The organism is Gynuella sunshinyii YC6258 (assembly GCF_000940805.1).
GTDB lineage: Bacteria > Pseudomonadota > Gammaproteobacteria > Pseudomonadales > Natronospirillaceae > Gynuella > Gynuella sunshinyii.
Map to the genome: position 1 here is coordinate 3400080 of NZ_CP007142.1, position 16709 is coordinate 3416788.

Below are 16709 nucleotides of genomic sequence, written 5' to 3' on the forward strand. Positions count from 1 at the left end.
CTGTAAGTCTCCGGATAACCTAGTCTCTTCTCAAACTTTCTTTGACTGCGATTGGGTTCGGGAAGTTAAAGATTACGATGTAGCTGGAAAGTGCGAACGTGATGATTGCGGTGGCCTGAATCAGCAAAGAAGCCTTCTCGCCGATTAACAAAGAGGAGGTGGCAATATATGCGATCAGGATCGAAAACTCACTGTTTTGCCCTAATCTGAATCCAACATCCCAGGCCAGTTTGGAGTTTTCGCTTTGTTTTCCAAGTAATAAACGGAATGCCACAGGTTTTAAGCCCAGATAAAGCAAGGCCAGTGTCATAGCCGGGATCATGACATCGCTGAGCAGAGAAAAATCAAATGAAGCACCGATGGAAAAGAAGAACAGGATAAGGAAAAAATCCCGCAATGGTTTGAGGCTGGATGCAATATATAGACTGATCGGGCTACTGGCGATACTGACACCTGCAACAAAGGCGCCTATTTCACTCGATAGACCAACGGCTTCGGAAGCGGAAGCCAGACCGAGGCACCAGCCGATGGACAATAAAAATATGTATTCCTGAAAACGATCAAATTTTTGCAGTAACGGCAGAAAAATAAATCGTACTATAAGCCATGCCCCCGCAATCAAAAGCGGTAGAGATATCAAGGTAACCAGATAGTCAAAAACGTCCTGATTGCCTTTGCTGACACCTCCCAGCCCCAGTAGTACGATGATAGCAATCATATCCTGCAACAATAGCAGTCCCACCATCAGTTCTCCGGTATGGCGATGATGCAGTACGGTAGTCGGCAATAATTTGATGCCGATAATCGTACTGGAGAACATCATAGCCAGTCCGACAATCAGACTTTCAGTAGTTGAAAATCCGAATGCATAGGTAGCCGCAAATCCGCAGGCAGCAAAAATGATACTGGAGGCAAGCGCCACAATGACGGCTTTTCTTAAGGTGTGAAGAAGATTCACCGGTTGCATATCCAAGCCGATTAAAAACAATAGAAAGATAATACCGATTTGTGATATCTGAGAGATTGATTCTGAGGTTTCTATCCATCCAGTTCCAAATGGACCAATGACTGCGCCGAGAACGATATATGCAATGAGTAATGGTTGCCGGGTGAACAATGCAATTGTTGCAAACAGTGCTGCTCCAGTGAATATCAGAAAGAAAGAAAATACCAGCGTACCTTCATGCATGTTTGATGATCCATTAACTTGAATTGTAACAAGAGTGCCAAAGGCACTCTCGATAGACAAGGAGTTTAGGTGACAGGATAGAGAAGAAATTAATTTCGATTGGGAAGGATGTCTTTCAGTTTGTCATGCATGTCGAGAATCATTTTTTCAGTCGTCTGCCAATCGATACAGGCATCTGTTACAGATACACCATATTTGAGCTGGGACAGATCAGATGGAATATTCTGATTACCAAAATTAATATGACTTTCGATCATCAATCCAACAATAGACTGATTGCCTTCAAGGATTTGATTAACGACATTAGCAGCCACCAATGGTTGCAAGCTGGCATCTTTGTTGGAGTTTGCGTGACTGCAGTCCACCATGATATTGGGGGCCAGTTTTGCTTTGTCCAACGTGGCTTCACATTGGGCTATACTGACAGAGTCGTAGTTGGGCTTGCCATTTCCTCCGCGCAGTACGACATGGCCATATCCGTTACCTTTGGTTTTGATAATTGATACCTGGCCTTCGCCATTGATGCCAAGGAAGCTATGTGGACTTGAAACACTTTTCAGTGCATTCACGGCCACATCAAGACCACCGTCTGTGCCGTTTTTGAAACCGACTGCGCAGGATAAACCGCTGGCCATTTCCCTGTGAGTCTGAGACTCGGTAGTGCGGGCACCAATGGCAGACCATGAGATCAGGTCCTGAAGGTACTGTGGTGAAATCGGATCCAGCGCCTCCGTTGAAGTGGGAATGCCCATCTCGGCGAGATCGAGCAGTAACTTTCTGCCAATATGCAGCCCGTCCTGTATTTTGAAGGAGTCATCCATATAAGGATCATTAATGAGCCCTTTCCAGCCGACGGTGGTTCTGGGTTTTTCGAAATATACGCGCATAACCAGGTAAACGGTGTCTGAAACCTGCTCTGATAAGCGTTTGAGCCTTTTGGCATAATCGAGGGCGGCGTCAACATCATGAATAGAGCAGGGGCCTATTACCACGAATATCCGGTGATCTTTGCGATCCAGGATGTTTCTGATGGTTTCGCGGCCGGTTTCGACTGTGTGACGTGCAGCTAGAGTGAGCGGCATTTCTTTATGAAGATCAGATGGAGTAATCAGCACTTCCTGTGATTCGACATTTAAGTTATTGATCTTAGTCGGCATGAGGGGTCCTAAATAAGCTAGTGTTAAACAATGTATGTTTGATAATTTGGCAATTATTGCATTTCTCTTTGTCAATAAAAACATAAAATTTAAATTTAGTTTTTCTTGTAAATATTTCATTACAGAGGTGTGCATGACCAGAAATGCGAACAAGAGTAAAGGTTCTGATACAGTTCGCGCGATTGCCGTAATTGCAGGGGTATTTGTTGTGATCGTTTTATTGGTAGTACTTTTTGGTCAGGGGATAATTAGTGGTCCAGACAAAACAGTGAGTACTTCCGAAGGATCTTCCACAGGATCGGACAGCCAGGGGGGCAACAACATCAATATTCAATATGCTCATAATATTTGTCAGGCAGAGATTCGCCGCAAATATAAAGATGAGCTGCAACATCTCAGTTTTGACGCGCGTTCGTCGAGATTCAACGAGAAAGTCAGGATGTTTCGGGTTTTTTATTCAATGGATCTGATCTCAAATGGCGTACCCATACGCGATACCTGGGCTTACTGTGATGTCTCGGCAGTCACTGGCAAAATTGAAGAAATCCGCCTGAAATCTGAGTCCAACCGACTGTTTAATATGTTTGGGAACTGACTTTGGTTTAACGCCAGTTCCACCTAATCTCCCGGTTTTGGACTCCGAAAGACAAGGTGGTACTGTGGCAGATGTTGAAGGGAATCAGTATAAGCGGGAGTAGTAGTTTGACAGCATGGTATCGACGGAGAATGCCTCGTAGCAGTCGTTAATGCTCGCCTGCATGATACTGATCCAGCGATCACGGTCCTCATAATAAGTGGGAATCACTTCTTCACTCAGTACTGTGGACAAAAATTTGGCATCCCTTACGTCCTGCTCATCTTTACTGGTCGGAACTTTGTCGTCTCCGATGGCCCAGCCGTTTACGCCATGGTTGCAGGCTTCCGGCCACCATCCATCCAGAATGGAAACATTGGGCACGCCGTTCATTGCCGCTTTCATCCCAGAGGTGCCACAGGCTTCCATGGGGCGCCTGGGGTTATTCAGCCAAATGTCGCAGCCGCGGGTAAGCATGGCTCCAACCTGCATATCGTAGTTTTCCATGAAAACCACACTGTCAGGAAATTCTTTGGATAGAGCAATCAGGTCACGGATAATAGCTTTGCCATAATCGTCGGCAGGGTGTGCTTTCCCAGCAAAAACGATCTGATATGTCCCGTTCTGCAACAATTGACGTAGCTTTTCACCGGAGCTGTAAATCAGGTTTGAGCGTTTGTAGGGGGCTGCTCTGCGGGCAAAACCGATCAACAGTTTGTTTGCATCAAGTGTGACGTCGTTGCGCTCCTTAATGAACTCAATCAGTTCGTTTTTCAGTTGGCAGTGTCGTTTCCAGAGCAACTTTGGATTCTGGCGGTTTTGATATATTGCGTCGTCAACCCAGGTGCCATGGTGAATACCGTTGGTAATCGCAATGATTTCGCTTCTGCTTCCGACATCTTTCCACATGATATTAGCGGTTTCCCCATGCAGCTGCGCTACCGCATTGGACAATCGTGACAGGCGTAAGGCAGCAACGGTCATGTTAAAAGGACTGCCACCGATTTCGACCATTTCGGCCTCACTGAGATGTTGATTTGCACCAAGCCCGGTCAGGTAACTCAGATCATGTTCTTCGTTGCCAGCTTTCACTGGTGTATGTGTCGTAAATACAATTTGCTTCTTAACGGCTTCATGTGCCTGGTTGAAATCAAGCCCATGATCCTCCATCTGTTCACGGAGTAATTCTATGCCTGCCAGGATGGCATGGCCTTCATTAAAGTGATATGTCTGAATATCAGCATTGATCGCCCGCAGGTATTTGATGCCACCAATACCCAATACCATTTCCTGTCTCACCCGTTGTACATGATCACCTCCATAGAGACGATCAGTAATCAAGGGTTCTTCATTTTCCGGCAGATCGGTATCCAACAATATTAGTTCTTTAACGCCAACTTCCGGTTTCACTTTCCAGGCTTTGATCATGACCTGTTTATTTTCAATGGTAATAGGAAACTTGACGCCGGTGTCTTCGAGCATGCTGTAGTCTGCAACTGGAAAAGAATCCATCAGCAGACCATTTTTATCGACTGTTTGGGTGACGTAACCGTATTTCCACTTAATTCCGATGGCAATTAAAGGATAGTTGTTGTCCTTAACGCCTTTGACATAATCGCCTGCTAATACACCCAGCCCACCTGAGTAGGTTTTGATATCGTATCGGAGTGCATATTCCATACAAAAGTAAGCCACGTTTGGTAAGTCGGACATAATGGGGTTCCCATAAGAAAATGGTAAGAAACACAGTCAGTGTAGCAATAAAAATTACTATGTCTGCGATAAAAAGCAAAGCAACAAAAATTTGTAAATTTCATGATAACAATTGGTGCCAGTGACTGATTTCAGGGAAATACAAGTACATCTTGATAGCTGGGAAATTTTTTGCCAATAAAGCTTTACGATAAATATCCATCTGGCTTTGATAAACCTGACTTTCGTGGTCAAGAAATTCTTCCAAAGTCTGCCCGGCTTTGGGGCAGCTGGTTTTATAATCGACCAGCCACGTTGTATTGTCGTGCACAACAACGCGATCGATAATCAATGTCCTCACCCTGCCACCCGTTTTAAAGATCAGCTGGTATTCGCTTCTGGAGTAGTCAGCACCATCGCCCGTCAGCAGCCATTGTAATCTCTCATCAGCACTGATATTTGTTAGCATGCGACTGGCGCGGGAAATAAATGTTTGTTGTTCAACTTGTGGGATGGCATGCCGCAGCGCTTCATTTAATAGCCAGTTCTGTACACTTCCGTTATCCGGATTCCATCCGGCGGCATGTTTTTCCAGAAAACGATGAATAACCGTACCAAGGCGCCGTTCCAGCGTGTTGAAATCCAGTACAGGATGGTTGAAAAGGTTTTCTGGTGGGGGTGATGCCAGGCGCCAGGGATCCAGTACTCCAGAATGGGGTTCAGAATTGATGGACACTCTCTGTTTAAGACGAGTGATGCTGTTTGAGACGGACATTTCAGTTGCTGCAGGCGTCAAATTCGCTACTGGAATGACTTGTACTGCATTCTGGATTTCCGGCCAGATTTCTCCTGCCAGAGAGTTCGCAGAGGGTGGTTTGAGTGTATCCGTTTCTGCATCATATGTTGTGCAGAAACTGAGGTGCAGTGACTGAATAGCCCGTGTGCAGGCAACATAAAGCAGTCGTCCCTGTTCGAATTTCTGTTTGATTTTATTGAACTCACTGAGGTACTTGTACAATCCGGTTTTGACACCTCCGCGCGATTCAATGGGAGCGAGCAGCAGGTTCGCTTCGTTGTCTGACTGAACGGTTTCTTCCCACAGCAAAAAACCTGGATCATCGTTGCGCCCTAATTTGTTTAACCCGACCAAAAATACATGATCGAATTCCAGTCCTTTTGATTTGTGCATCGTCATGATTTGTACCGGAGCTGATTCCTGTACTGTGGTATTAATAAACAATCGTTCCAGGCGCTCATGAACTTCTCGCATAGAACAGGGCTGATCCAATTGACTGATTAATTGCAAATAGGAATGCACGGCATTGTGACTATTGCTGTCCGGGTAAATCGCATAGCCTCCGAGCCGACGCCAGATCATGTCCAGCCATTGTTGCTCGAAATAACGGGCTTTGTATTGATATGCCTGGGTAATCTCTTCGATAAAATAAACAATGCGGGAAATATCCGGCAAAGTAATATCTGGTGCAGAGATGTCCTGGTTAAGGATACCGCTGAGGATGCTGAGATGAGTTCTTTTTTCCGCAAGCGCCAGCTGATTAATGGATGCAATCTGATCCAGCCTTAATCCCAGTAGTGGAGAGTGCATCAGGCTTAACCAGGCCAGGCTGTTACCAGGATATCTTAACGCCTCATGCAGTAAGCAAATGTCATTAATGGCCGGGAGTTTCTTCAGGCTGTAAATGTCCACCGCCTGAAATGGGATTTTTTGCCGTCGTAACAATTCTATAGTGGGCTGCAGATGGCTGCGGTTTTTGGCCAGCACGGCAATGGATGCAGAGGGTGCCTGTTGTTTGATGAGCCTGATTTGCTCGACGACATGAGCTGCTTCGCTGCTTTCAGCGTGATCGTTTATGGCCACATGAACAGTGACTGGCAAAGGTAGGGCTGGTTTAACGGCAGTGGACGGGTGGTAAGATACTGCGGAGTACTGAATATTGTCTTTGGGCGGCAAAACCTGACTGAACGTCTGGTTGACCCACTCTACAACCTGTTGATGGGAACGAAAATTACTCTGTAACCGTATACGTTTAAGTGAGATGTTGCCTATTCCATGATCACGGATATTCATGAACAGGCCTACTTTGGCTGCCCGAAACCCGTAAATGGACTGCATTGCATCGCCGACACAGAACAGCGTTTTTCCGTCATTCGGGTGCCAGTTTTGTGTGAGTTTATCGATTAGCCTGACCTGAGAAAATGAGGTGTCCTGAAATTCATCGACCATCAGATGTTGAAGTTGATAATCCAGGGTCAGGGCAAGATCAGTAGGTGCATCATCATGTTCCAGAGCTTGTAATGCTTTAAGCGATATTTCTGCAAAATCAACCTGATTGTGCTGACGAAAAACCAGAAACAAGTGTGCCACCAGCTGTGGTAGCAGGACCATCAGGTCGCGGATAATATCCTGATCCTGGTTTTGAGTCGCCAGGTCAGGAAATTCCTGTAACTGTTTCAATAGCATCCGCAGCTGATCATTATCAGATAATTCTGCGATGATGCTTTGCATCATTTTTTTGTTTTGCTCGTTAATGCCTTTTCCTGTCGGAAATCCTGAACGTTTATCGAGTCGTTTTTTCCATTCACCTTTCTGAGTCAGCAGGCTGTTTGCTAAAAGACGGAAAAAAACTATATTTCTGGCGTCAGGTTGAAGGCTAAAGTCAGTGTTTTTCACGTCTGCGACGGAGTCATTTTGCTCCTGTTGCAGATTGCAGATACAAAACTGCATTAACGGCTCCAGTTCCGATACATTATGCGTACCCAGACCGAAGAATACCTGTGCCAACAGATCGGTGGCATGGGCATGCAGCATTTGTTGCAGTTGTTGTAAATCTTCATCGCTGGAATTTGCAGGGTCAAACACCAATGGCAGTGCATGAAGCCACTGATCACGACTGCGCAGCATTTCGATAGCCAGTTTTTCAAAATCCGTCCAGAGGTTGTCGCGATGTGCCAGCATACGCTCAAGTGCAGGTCCCCAGTCTGCCTCCGGGTTTTGGTCATAAGCATTTAATAGCGACCTGACCGCCTCCTGGTAAAGCGGTTGCGGATTTTCTACCGGTTGCACGGCAGCTCCGAAGGAAGTATTCAACGGCAGATTTTTAACCAGAAACGCGCAGAGGGAATCAAAGGTTCGAACATTCAAGCGTCCTGGATTTTGAATCAGGTTCCAGCCATTCTGTTGATCATTAGCCATGGCAGCAATCGCCAGTTGCCAGTTGTTTTTTTCATGTTCCGCCGAAGGTTCCGGGTCACTCGCTTTTCTGAGTGAACGGATAATCCGATCCTGCATTTCCTGGGCGGCTTTTTTGGTGAAGGTAATTGCCCAGATTTTTTCGGGTTGGTCCACCAGTGCCAGCAGTTTTAAAAAGCGCTGGGTCAGCAGTTCAGTTTTACCACTGCCGGCAGGTGCTTCACATAAAATGGACTGCTGAATATCCAGTGCATCGATTCGAGCCTGGGTGTCGATAATGTCAACCATGGTTTGGATTCTCCAACTCCATTCGACAAAACGGCTGCTGGTCACATTGCCGGCAGACAGTCGGGGAGGCGGGGCGCGCGACAATGGGTTGTGATGGTATATCTTCAGCCACACGCGATAATATGCTGTGCCACAGTTCGATCAGCTGCTGAAAATTTTCTGGAGATGGAATTTCTTTTGAAAATGCCTGTGTGACTGGTTTGATGGTCTCTATTTCATTGATGTTGTTGTCCTTAACGCCGATCAGTTCCATATGCCCGGTTTTGAGGCTCGCAAATGCGGCTACTTTAACTTCCTGCTGGAACACCAGGCTGTAGATCGGAACCTGGGGATCATTGACTTGACCGTTATTTAGCCAGGCATTTACATTGGTTTCACCGGTTTTGTAGTCGACAACCATTAATGAACCGTCGGCAAGCTTATCGATGCGGTCAAAACGAATATTCAGAGTGAGTGTTCCAATGTCATACTGTTGACTGCTTTCGTTAAAAATGACTTTGAATGGTGGTCGTTGCTTTTCTATTTCCAGCCAGAGCATCAGGATTTTGCACAGGCGTTTCACCTCCAGATCCCGATGAATAGGGGAAATATAGCGCCGGGATAAAACACTGTAGCGGTTGACTCTTCTTCCTACCAACCCGGCAACCAATTGGAACAATTTTTCGGGGTCATATTCCAGCAGTGTCTGTTGGTCTCGTATTTGCCGCCAGAGCTGTTCCATAATATCGTGCAGCAAGATACCTCGGTCTTGATAATCCAGCCCGATCACCGGATCCGGTGGAGCTTCTGATCTCATAATATGCTTGGCCCAGGCTTTGAACGGACAACCGATATAGTCTTTCAGAAAATGAGTTCCTCCGGGTAACGGAGTGTTCCAGTCCAGGTGTATCAGGCTGTGATCGGCGATAGTTTCTGTTTCAACAAACACCTCCGAAGGTGTAGAAGCAAGCAATGAGAGCTGGTTTTCCCCCTGCTGAAATAAAGGTGATAACAATTGTGTACTGTCGTTGTCGGTGTGGGCATAGCTGACCCAGATTTCGTTGCAATGTGAGAGCCATTCGGCGGTAATCTGGCGGGCATAATTCAGCTCTTTTTCAGCGCTGCACTGAGGAATGTTTTTCTGCTTCTGCAATGGCACAGGTATGAATGGGTCCGGGTTGGGAGAAGGGGGCCAGTGATTATGATCCATACCACATATCCAGATCTTATCGAACAACAGGCCGCGTGACTCCAGCACTCCCAGAACTTGTAACGGACTGTCGATGGTTTGCAGGTGAAACTGTGTCTGTTGTGCAGTTTGTTGCAGGTATTGCAGAGCGGCTTCCAGGCCAATGGGCTTTTGAATGACCGACTCCAGGCTGGCGCACTCATTCATGATGTCCTGCCAGAGCGAAGCCTGCTGATATTCATAGGTGTCCAATTCGTGGTTTCCCGGCCAGCCAGCCAATATCAACTGTTGTTGAAACAGATGTAACCACTCCCACAGGGTACGTAGGATTTGACGTTTGCTGTACTTGGGAACTGTGTTGGACAGTTGCGACAGCGCATCATGCAGCACCGTGCAACCGGCCTGTTCGGTTATTTCAATCAGTTCTGTCAGTCGGATTGTCGGGTTTTTGCGGGCGCGAATATGTCGATCAATCATGCCTGCTTGCAAAAAATCCGTATGTTTTGGTAACAGGAAATAGGGTGAGTGCAATACCCGGTCTATGGCCTCTACCGGAATTTCCTGATGATTCAGGGTCAGCAGGCTCAGCGCATCGCTGATAATCTGAAAGGAGGTCGCGCTATGACTGGCAGAAATATTGTAGCCAGGGCTTTGCCGCTGTTGAAATGTACTCCACATGTCTGGGTGAAATGTCTGTTGCAGCAAGCTCTCAATCTGAACCAGATCGTCACTGAGCTGAGGTGCAATGATGGCAATTTTCTGGTGACTGTTTTGCTCCAACTGAGTCTTGGCCCAGCTGATGGCGGCCTGATACTGCTCCTGAGCATCGGCGTAGTCGCTGACAAATAGGTGTTCATGTGACTTTTGTTCAAAAAAGAAAACGGGTTCAACCCCGTTGAGTGCAACTTCCAGAAAACGCTGTTGTAAGGGCGTGAGCTCAGGAAACTCATACAGCACAACCAGGCGTGATATTCTGATGGGTTGGGTCAGCAGCCAGTCGGCCAGTTCATATTCACAAATACGTCGTTGTTGTCTGAGTAGTCGCTCAAAAGCCTCCAGCCAGTCGATAAATTGCTCCGTTCCCTGATGGGCGGTTTGTTTTAACTCCTCTAACGGTATCTGGTACTGAATAATCAGGGTACGGGTTTTTTGCAGTTGACGGGCAAGCCCTCTGGGGTTGAGCAGCTGATTGTCGGTGTCTCGCAGAACTTGATTCCAGAGCAGCAGCTCCTGCTGCGAGCTGAGCAGAATGGGAACGTCGCGCCCCTTCAGGTCCAAGCGATTGTAGAGTGCATACAGCCATTGATTCCAGGCATAGCTGGTCAGAGGCTCCCAACAGGACTGATCCTGTAAAAGATTGTATGCGGCCGTGACAGTACGGCTGAGCCGGAGATTTGGTGAGACAAAAACAGGTTGTTCAGTCAGCCATTCCGGATGTTGTTCGAATAATGAAGTCATTGGACCCTGATGACGGTGAAATAATCTCTATTATTCGTAACGTATTCAGAATTTAAAAGAAAGCGTAACGCAATCCTAATACTAATAACATGGTGGCGAGGATTGGATTCATGATTTTGTTTGGCAGCATCCTTGAAACCCTCGCTCCCAAATGTATCGCAGGCACGGATCCCACCAGCAAGGCGGCCAGCAGACCCAAATCGACATGGCCGAGCGCGAAGTGGATGCTGCCAGCCACAAATGTCAACGGCACTGCGTGGGCGATATCGGTTCCGACAACGCGGGTGCCCGCAAGTTTGGGAAACAGCAGCATTAAGACCGCGGTACCAATTGCGCCCGCGCCCACTGATGACAGCGTTACAAGTACACCCAGGATGGCTCCGAAAACCGTTGCCATGCGATGGCGGTGCGGCGGTTCTTTGTCCTCATAAATTCCGCCAGCCAGGCGACTCAACTGTTTGCGGAAAATCAGGACTACAGCTGTAATCATGAGCATCACACCCAGACTGGAGGTTAATAATCCGGCGTAATTGTTACCGTGCCCCAGCATAAATTTCAGTAGCAGCCCTGTTACCAATGCCGAGGGCAGGCTACCCATGGCAAGACTGCGCATGATTTTCCAATCGACATGGCCCATACGGCTATGGCTGATTGCACCGCTGGTTTTGGTGAATGCCGCGAACAACAGGTCGGTACCAATGGCGGTGGTCGGTGGGAAGCCGAACAGCAACAGCAGTGGTGTCATAAGGGCACCTCCGCCGACACCGGTCAGGCCGATAATAAAGCCGACTGTTGCGCCCGCTATGACGAGTTGAACGAAGTCCATGGTTATAAAAAACCGCCCTGATATGATTATTGGGTGGTAAATCTAGACATTCGTTACTATTCTGCAAAGTAATATTTGTTTATATTTTTATAACAGAAAGATGAAGTTTAAGTTGAGTACTTTTAATATGCTCTAATAAACGCTCTTCAGAGGAGGGATGGCAATCATGAAGCTTCAGCAATTAAGATACATTTGGGAGGTCGCACACCATGACCTCAATGTCTCCGCGACTGCGCAGGTGTTGTATACCTCCCAACCTGGGATCAGTAAACAGATCAGATTGCTTGAAGACGAACTGGGTGTGGAGATTTTCGCCCGCAGTGGCAAGCATCTAACCCGGATCACTCCCGCCGGAGAAGCGATATTGAGGGTTGCCGGTGAAATTCTGAAGAAAGTCGAAGGGATTAAACAGGTGGCCCAGGAGTTCAGCGATGAGAAAAAGGGCAGCCTGTCTATTGCCACTACCCATACGCAGGCCCGTTACGCATTGCCGGATGTCATAGAAGATTTTATTAAGGATTTCCCCGATGTATCGCTGCATATGCACCAGGGTACTCCCATGCAGATTGCGGAGATGGCTGCCAATGGAACGGTTGATCTTGCGATTGCCACTGAAGCCATGGAGCATTTCGCTGACCTTATCATGATGCCTTGTTATCGTTGGAATCGCAGTGTGATCGTGCCCAAGTCTCATCCCCTGGCTCATCGGTCAACGCTGACTATTGAAGAGCTGGCCACGTTCCCTCTGGTAACCTATGTGTTTGGTTTTACCGGTCGTTCAAAGCTGGATGATGCATTCACCTCCCGCGGTTTAAATCCCAAAGTCGTGTTTACCGCGGCCGATACTGACGTGATCAAAACCTATGTGCGGCTGGGGCTTGGGGTTGGTATTGTTGCCAGTATGTCGATGGACCCGGAACAGGACCACGATCTGGTGACCATTGATGCCAGTCACTTGTTTGAAGCTTCCATAACCAAGATTGGCATTCGCAAAGGGACGTTTTTGCGGGCATATATGTATAAATTCATTGAGCGCTTTGCCCCGCACCTGACCCGTAACGTTGTCGATGAAGCTATGTTGCACAACAATAAATCCGAACTCGACAGCCTGTTTGATCATATTGCTTTGCCAACCTACTGATGACCTGGGCTGCGGTTTATTCCGTCCTTGTTTTTGTTGTCATTACTCTGGGTTTGAGTCTCAGGATTCTGACACGCAATAAGTCCGTTGGTGTGACGCTCGCATGGTTGTTTCTGATCATGATTTTCCCCATCGGCGGTGCGGTGCTCTATTTGATCTTTGGAGAGCAGAACCTTGGGTTTATCCGTGCCCGCAGGGCCCGGGAAATGTATCAATTCTATGGAAAGTGGGTACTGGGGCTTCGCAGTCATCCCTCTCGTCTGGATCCCGCCCGTCATTATGCAGCCAAACCCCTTTGGGATCAGAGTTATGGGGCGATTCGGTTACCGGCTTTTCAGCACAATACCCTTGAGATACTGGATACTCCCGAAACCATTTTAACGGCCATGCATTCCGACATCGTGCGTGCCCGTTCCAGTATTCTGTTGGAATTCTATATCTGTCAGGCGGATGGCCGCATATTGGCGTTGCTGGAAGAATTGATCATCGCCGTCAAGCGGGGAGTGGAAGTTAAAATGCTGCTTGACTCCGTTGGTAGTCGCCAGTTTTTCCGAACCGCCATCTGCAGGCGTTTGCAACAGGCGGGTGTGGAAGTGACAGAAGCTCTGCACGCCAATCCGCTGCGAATGTTGTTTCAACGTCAGGACCTGCGTCTGCATCGAAAAATCCTCTCAATCGACGGTGAAATTGCTTATACCGGGTCGATGAATCTGGCCGATCCCGAGACTTTTCAGCGAGAGGCTAATGTCGGAGTCTGGATCGATCTGATGGTTCGGGTTGAAGGGCCGACCGCTGAGATTCTTCGCGGTGTCTTTCTGATGGACTGGGAAATGGAAACCGGACAAAAGCCCAGTGCAAGCCTGCGCTATCCAAGTCTGGAGCAAAGAGAGAAGTCCGGTATTCCGATTCAGGTGGTACCTTCTGGTCCTGCTCTGGCTAAAGATAACCTGATTCACCTGTTGCTGACGGCCATCTATCAGGCTCGAAGACGGATTGTAATCACTACACCATATTTTGTACCGGATGACGCCTTGGTATTGGCGTTGAAAGCGGCAGCTCTACGGGGCCTGGAAGTTGCCATTTATCTGCCGTTTCGTAATAACTCGTTTCTGGCAAAACACGCTGGACGTTCGTTCTTTGAAGAACTGTTGCATGATGGTGTGGTTATTCGTCGGTTTACCGGGGGATTATTACATACCAAATGCGTGCTGATTGATGACGACATCGCTCTGGTAGGATCGGTCAATCTGGATATGCGCAGTATTTGGTTGAACTTTGAATTGACACTAGTGGTCAATGATCTTGAAACCACCCAGAAACTGTACCGGGTGGTTGCTGATTACCATCAGAAAAGCCAGCCTGTCAGTTTTCAGCAGTGGTCCAACCGTCCTTACTATCGCAAAGTGATTGAGCATCTGGCGCGGCTGATGAGTCCGTTACTGTAATCAGACTCAATTCAATTGATGAGATTCAAAGTAGTCAGCCATAAAATCCACAAAAGCACGACTTTTCGCAGACAGATAGCGGTTTTCGGGATAGACCACATGAATGGTCCGGGTCGGGAACACCACTTCGGGTAATACATGTGCCACTTTGCCGTTTTCCAGGTGAGGTTTAAGCAAATAGAGGGGTAATGCTGCAATGCCCATATCATTTAACATCGCTTCACACATGGTATCGAGATCATTCACCGTAAACCGGCGTTCTTTATTCTGTAGCCCGGCTTCCTTAATAAAGCGTTTGATCCATCGAGGTTCGGCATAATCGATCCCGGAAACCATCAAAACATGAAAGTTGTTCAGATCATTCAGGTCTTTTGGATGCCCATGTTCACTCAGATATTCCTGAGTGGCGCACAGTATGACTTTTTGCTTGGCGACCGGGCGGGCTACCAGCCGGGAGTCCTGTAACGAGCCAAGGTGAATGGCCAGGTCAATGCCTTCTCGTACCAGGTCGAGATTCTTGTCTGCCAATATCAGTTCAAAATTCACTTCAGGATATTGCTTGAGAAATGCTGAGAAGATTTTCATCAGCAGAGAACGGCCAAATGTTGGGGTGGCAGTAATCTTCAGGGTGCCCCGAGGGGAGGTCTCCAGGTCCCTGACCATATGCTCGGCTTCTTCAAGATCTTCCATGATGCGGTTGCAGCGGTTAAAAAACAGTTGTCCTGCTTCTGTTGGGCTGACTGAGCGTGTCGTCCGGTTTAACAGTCGGACCCCCAAACGGTCTTCAAGCAGGGAGATTTGTTTGGAAACTGCAGACGGCGTCAGTCCCAGCGAATGTGCGGCGTTGGTGAAGTTATTGGCTTTAACAACGGTCGTAAAAATAACTAATGAGTCGAGCCTGGCCATACATCAATCCTGAATTTTTTTCATGATTTTTATAATAAGGAAGTGATTAGATTGTTTGCGCCAGATAATAAGCCCTTTTACCGAATAAATCGATAATACAGTTGTGAAAAAAAAGATTTAAGTTGTCTGTATCTTGGCCGATGCAGAGGGAATACCCATAAACTTACTGCACAGGACGGGCCTGTTATGGTTACTCAAGTCAGCTGGCAACAGCAGTATACGCAGTATCACTATTCCCAACGCAGTGCACAGAGCACTCAACATGAAGCTTCCACGACAGCTTCCGGCAGTCAGACACAGGCTGCTTCGGAAACCTCTGAGACAAGCAGCGAGCAATCTATTTTTGATGTGGATGCTGTCGTTAAAAATGTTATGAACTTCGTCAATGCCCGCATCGCTCAGGAATCTGATCCTGAAAAACGTGATCAGTTGATTGCTCAAGCCAGAAGCGGAGTGGAGCAGGGGTTTTCTGATGCACGTGATATTCTGAAGAACTACGGAAAGCTGGATGATGCAACGGCAGGGAATATCGATGCTGCGGAAAGCCATATTTACGATGCGCTTGATCAGTTGTCTTCGAATGAAGACGATATCAGTTCGGCTGTCGGTCAGCAGGTGACCGATGCGGTGACTGGTGGAAACAGCCAGTCCGAGAATGACCGTCGCGTTACCTCCTCTCAATACACCAGTAGTTACGATGTACTCCGTGCCAACAAACAGCAGCTGTCACTGAGTCTGACCACCCGGGATGGTGATCAGGTAACGATTGGCTACAGTGGTATGGACGCCCTGTATGGTTCCCTGTCTGCTTCAGATTCCGGGCATAGTGTTTCCTGGTCCAGTATCAGTGGGTCCAAGTTTTATCTGGATATTCAGGGTGATCTGGATGAGGATGAAATGAATGCCATTTCCAGTTTGTTGCAGGATGTTGATGCGCTGGCTTCAGAATTTTTTGATGGTGATATTGAAACAGCTTTCCAGATGGCTCAGTCATTGGAAATTGATCCATCGGAGTTGAGTTCGATGAATCTTTCATTGCAGGAAACAGATACCTATGCCAGCCGGCTGTATCAGGATAATTCCGGTGAACAATCCAGTACGCTGCCCAGAGGCCTTGAGCCGTTGCGCGACTATGCCCAGCATCTGGTGGAAACCGCTCAAAAAATGCAACAACAAACCAGCCTGCATTCCGCTGATTTTCTGGACTTGTTGGATCTTCACCCCGATGCCACGGAACAACAGCGCGGTATCAACCAATCACTGTTGGATGGCACTTTAAAAGCCTGAACCCAGTGTCAAAGCGCCGATATGGAGATGTACTCCATATCGGTCAGCCAGATTTCCTCTTTGACCTTCTTGCACAAATACCTATCATGGCGGCCGATTCAAGCGACAAAGACCTCATATGAATACCTTGTTTTTGTATACCACCGAAGGCTGTCATCTTTGTGAAGAGGCAGAAAAAATCCTGCAGCCCCTCGCAATCGAATTTCATTTTAAAATTGAAAAGGTAGAGATTGCTGACGATGGTTACCTTGTTGATATCTACGGTACCCGGATTCCTGTCATTAAAATGGGCACTGAAAAAGATGATCTGGGCTGGCCATTTGACCACCATGATGTGATTGAATACCTGACGGAATGACGCTGGAGG

12 protein-coding genes are annotated in these 16709 nt (G+C 47.4%); 5 read left to right on the forward strand and 7 right to left on the reverse strand.

Annotation, left to right across the window (positions count from 1 at the left end):
- Nucleotides 1-19 precede the first annotated feature (19 nt).
- Nucleotides 20-1189, reverse strand: coding sequence for a cation:proton antiporter (locus tag YC6258_RS14740; RefSeq protein WP_044617657.1), 1170 nt, complete (start codon nt 1187-1189; stop codon nt 20-22).
- A gap of 89 nt (nt 1190-1278) precedes the next feature.
- Nucleotides 1279-2346 carry a 3-deoxy-7-phosphoheptulonate synthase gene (locus YC6258_RS14745; RefSeq protein ID WP_044617658.1) on the reverse strand — a complete coding sequence of 356 codons (1068 nt, stop codon included), beginning with the start codon at nt 2344-2346 and terminating at the stop codon, nt 1279-1281.
- A 34-nt stretch (nt 2347-2380) separates the two neighbouring features.
- Here YC6258_RS14745 and YC6258_RS14750 point away from each other — a divergent pair, with 34 nt between their 5' ends.
- Nucleotides 2381-2941 (forward strand): hypothetical protein, encoded by a 561-nt coding sequence (locus YC6258_RS14750; RefSeq protein WP_044617659.1) that lies wholly within the window; start codon nt 2381-2383, stop codon nt 2939-2941.
- An 84-nt stretch (nt 2942-3025) separates the two neighbouring features.
- Here YC6258_RS14750 and glgP read toward each other — a convergent pair whose 3' ends face one another.
- The 4 genes from glgP to YC6258_RS14770 all read right to left on the reverse strand — a co-directional run bounded on the left by glgP (nt 3026) and on the right by YC6258_RS14770 (nt 11563).
- Complete coding sequence (glgP, locus tag YC6258_RS14755; protein ID WP_044617660.1) at nt 3026-4633, reverse strand: alpha-glucan family phosphorylase; 1608 nt, start codon at nt 4631-4633, stop codon at nt 3026-3028.
- Nucleotides 4634-4733: 100 nt separating this feature from the next.
- Nucleotides 4734-8111: a UvrD-helicase domain-containing protein gene (locus tag YC6258_RS14760; protein ID WP_044617661.1), complete on the reverse strand. Its 3378-nt coding sequence runs from the start codon at nt 8109-8111 to the stop codon at nt 4734-4736.
- Entirely contained in the window at nt 8104-10737 is a 2634-nt protein-coding gene (locus YC6258_RS14765; protein ID WP_044617662.1) for a PD-(D/E)XK nuclease family protein, read from the reverse strand. Before YC6258_RS14765 ends, YC6258_RS14760 begins: the two co-directional genes overlap by 8 nt.
- A 52-nt stretch (nt 10738-10789) precedes the next feature.
- The gene (locus YC6258_RS14770; protein WP_044617663.1) at nt 10790-11563 is read right to left on the reverse strand and encodes a sulfite exporter TauE/SafE family protein; all 774 of its coding nucleotides are present in this window, start codon (nt 11561-11563) and stop codon (nt 10790-10792) included.
- 166 nt (nt 11564-11729) lie between these two features.
- Between YC6258_RS14770 and cysB the strand changes: the two genes are divergently transcribed.
- Nucleotides 11730-12704: an HTH-type transcriptional regulator CysB gene (gene cysB / locus YC6258_RS14775; RefSeq protein ID WP_044620063.1), complete on the forward strand. Its 975-nt coding sequence runs from the start codon at nt 11730-11732 to the stop codon at nt 12702-12704.
- Nucleotides 12704-14149 carry a cardiolipin synthase gene (gene cls, locus YC6258_RS14780; protein ID WP_044617664.1) on the forward strand — a complete coding sequence of 482 codons (1446 nt, stop codon included), beginning with the start codon at nt 12704-12706 and terminating at the stop codon, nt 14147-14149. The genes cysB and cls overlap by 1 nt, the downstream gene beginning before the upstream one ends.
- A gap of 6 nt (nt 14150-14155) precedes the next feature.
- Here the strand turns inward: cls and YC6258_RS14785 are convergent, their stop codons facing one another.
- Entirely contained in the window at nt 14156-15055 is a 900-nt protein-coding gene (locus YC6258_RS14785) for a LysR family transcriptional regulator (RefSeq protein ID WP_044617665.1), read from the reverse strand.
- 186 nt (nt 15056-15241) lie between these two features.
- On the opposite strand from YC6258_RS14785, the gene YC6258_RS14790 reads away from it, so the two are divergent.
- Nucleotides 15242-16342, forward strand: a complete 1101-nt coding sequence (locus tag YC6258_RS14790) for a DUF5610 domain-containing protein (RefSeq protein WP_044617666.1) — start codon at nt 15242-15244, stop codon at nt 16340-16342.
- A gap of 118 nt (nt 16343-16460) precedes the next feature.
- Complete coding sequence (locus YC6258_RS14795) at nt 16461-16700, forward strand: glutaredoxin family protein (protein WP_044617667.1); 240 nt, start codon at nt 16461-16463, stop codon at nt 16698-16700.
- The last annotated feature ends 9 nt before the right edge of the window (nt 16701-16709 follow it).

Excerpts from the sequence above, each read along its gene's own strand:
- YC6258_RS14740 (WP_044617657.1), bottom strand. The coding sequence starts at position 1,189 with ATGCATGAAGGTACGCTGGTATTTTCTTTCTTTCTGATATTCACTGGA.
- YC6258_RS14745 (WP_044617658.1), bottom strand. The coding sequence starts at position 2,346 with ATGCCGACTAAGATCAATAACTTAAATGTCGAATCACAGGAAGTGCTG.
- YC6258_RS14750 (WP_044617659.1), top strand. The coding sequence starts at position 2,381 with ATGTTTGATAATTTGGCAATTATTGCATTTCTCTTTGTCAATAAAAAC.
- glgP (WP_044617660.1), bottom strand. The coding sequence starts at position 4,633 with ATGTCCGACTTACCAAACGTGGCTTACTTTTGTATGGAATATGCACTC.
- YC6258_RS14760 (WP_044617661.1), bottom strand. The coding sequence starts at position 8,111 with ATGGTTGACATTATCGACACCCAGGCTCGAATCGATGCACTGGATATT.
- YC6258_RS14765 (WP_044617662.1), bottom strand. The coding sequence starts at position 10,737 with ATGACTTCATTATTCGAACAACATCCGGAATGGCTGACTGAACAACCT.
- YC6258_RS14770 (WP_044617663.1), bottom strand. The coding sequence starts at position 11,563 with ATGGACTTCGTTCAACTCGTCATAGCGGGCGCAACAGTCGGCTTTATT.
- cysB (WP_044620063.1), top strand. The coding sequence starts at position 11,730 with ATGAAGCTTCAGCAATTAAGATACATTTGGGAGGTCGCACACCATGAC.
- cls (WP_044617664.1), top strand. The coding sequence starts at position 12,704 with ATGACCTGGGCTGCGGTTTATTCCGTCCTTGTTTTTGTTGTCATTACT.
- YC6258_RS14785 (WP_044617665.1), bottom strand. The coding sequence starts at position 15,055 with ATGGCCAGGCTCGACTCATTAGTTATTTTTACGACCGTTGTTAAAGCC.
- YC6258_RS14790 (WP_044617666.1), top strand. The coding sequence starts at position 15,242 with ATGGTTACTCAAGTCAGCTGGCAACAGCAGTATACGCAGTATCACTAT.
- YC6258_RS14795 (WP_044617667.1), top strand. The coding sequence starts at position 16,461 with ATGAATACCTTGTTTTTGTATACCACCGAAGGCTGTCATCTTTGTGAA.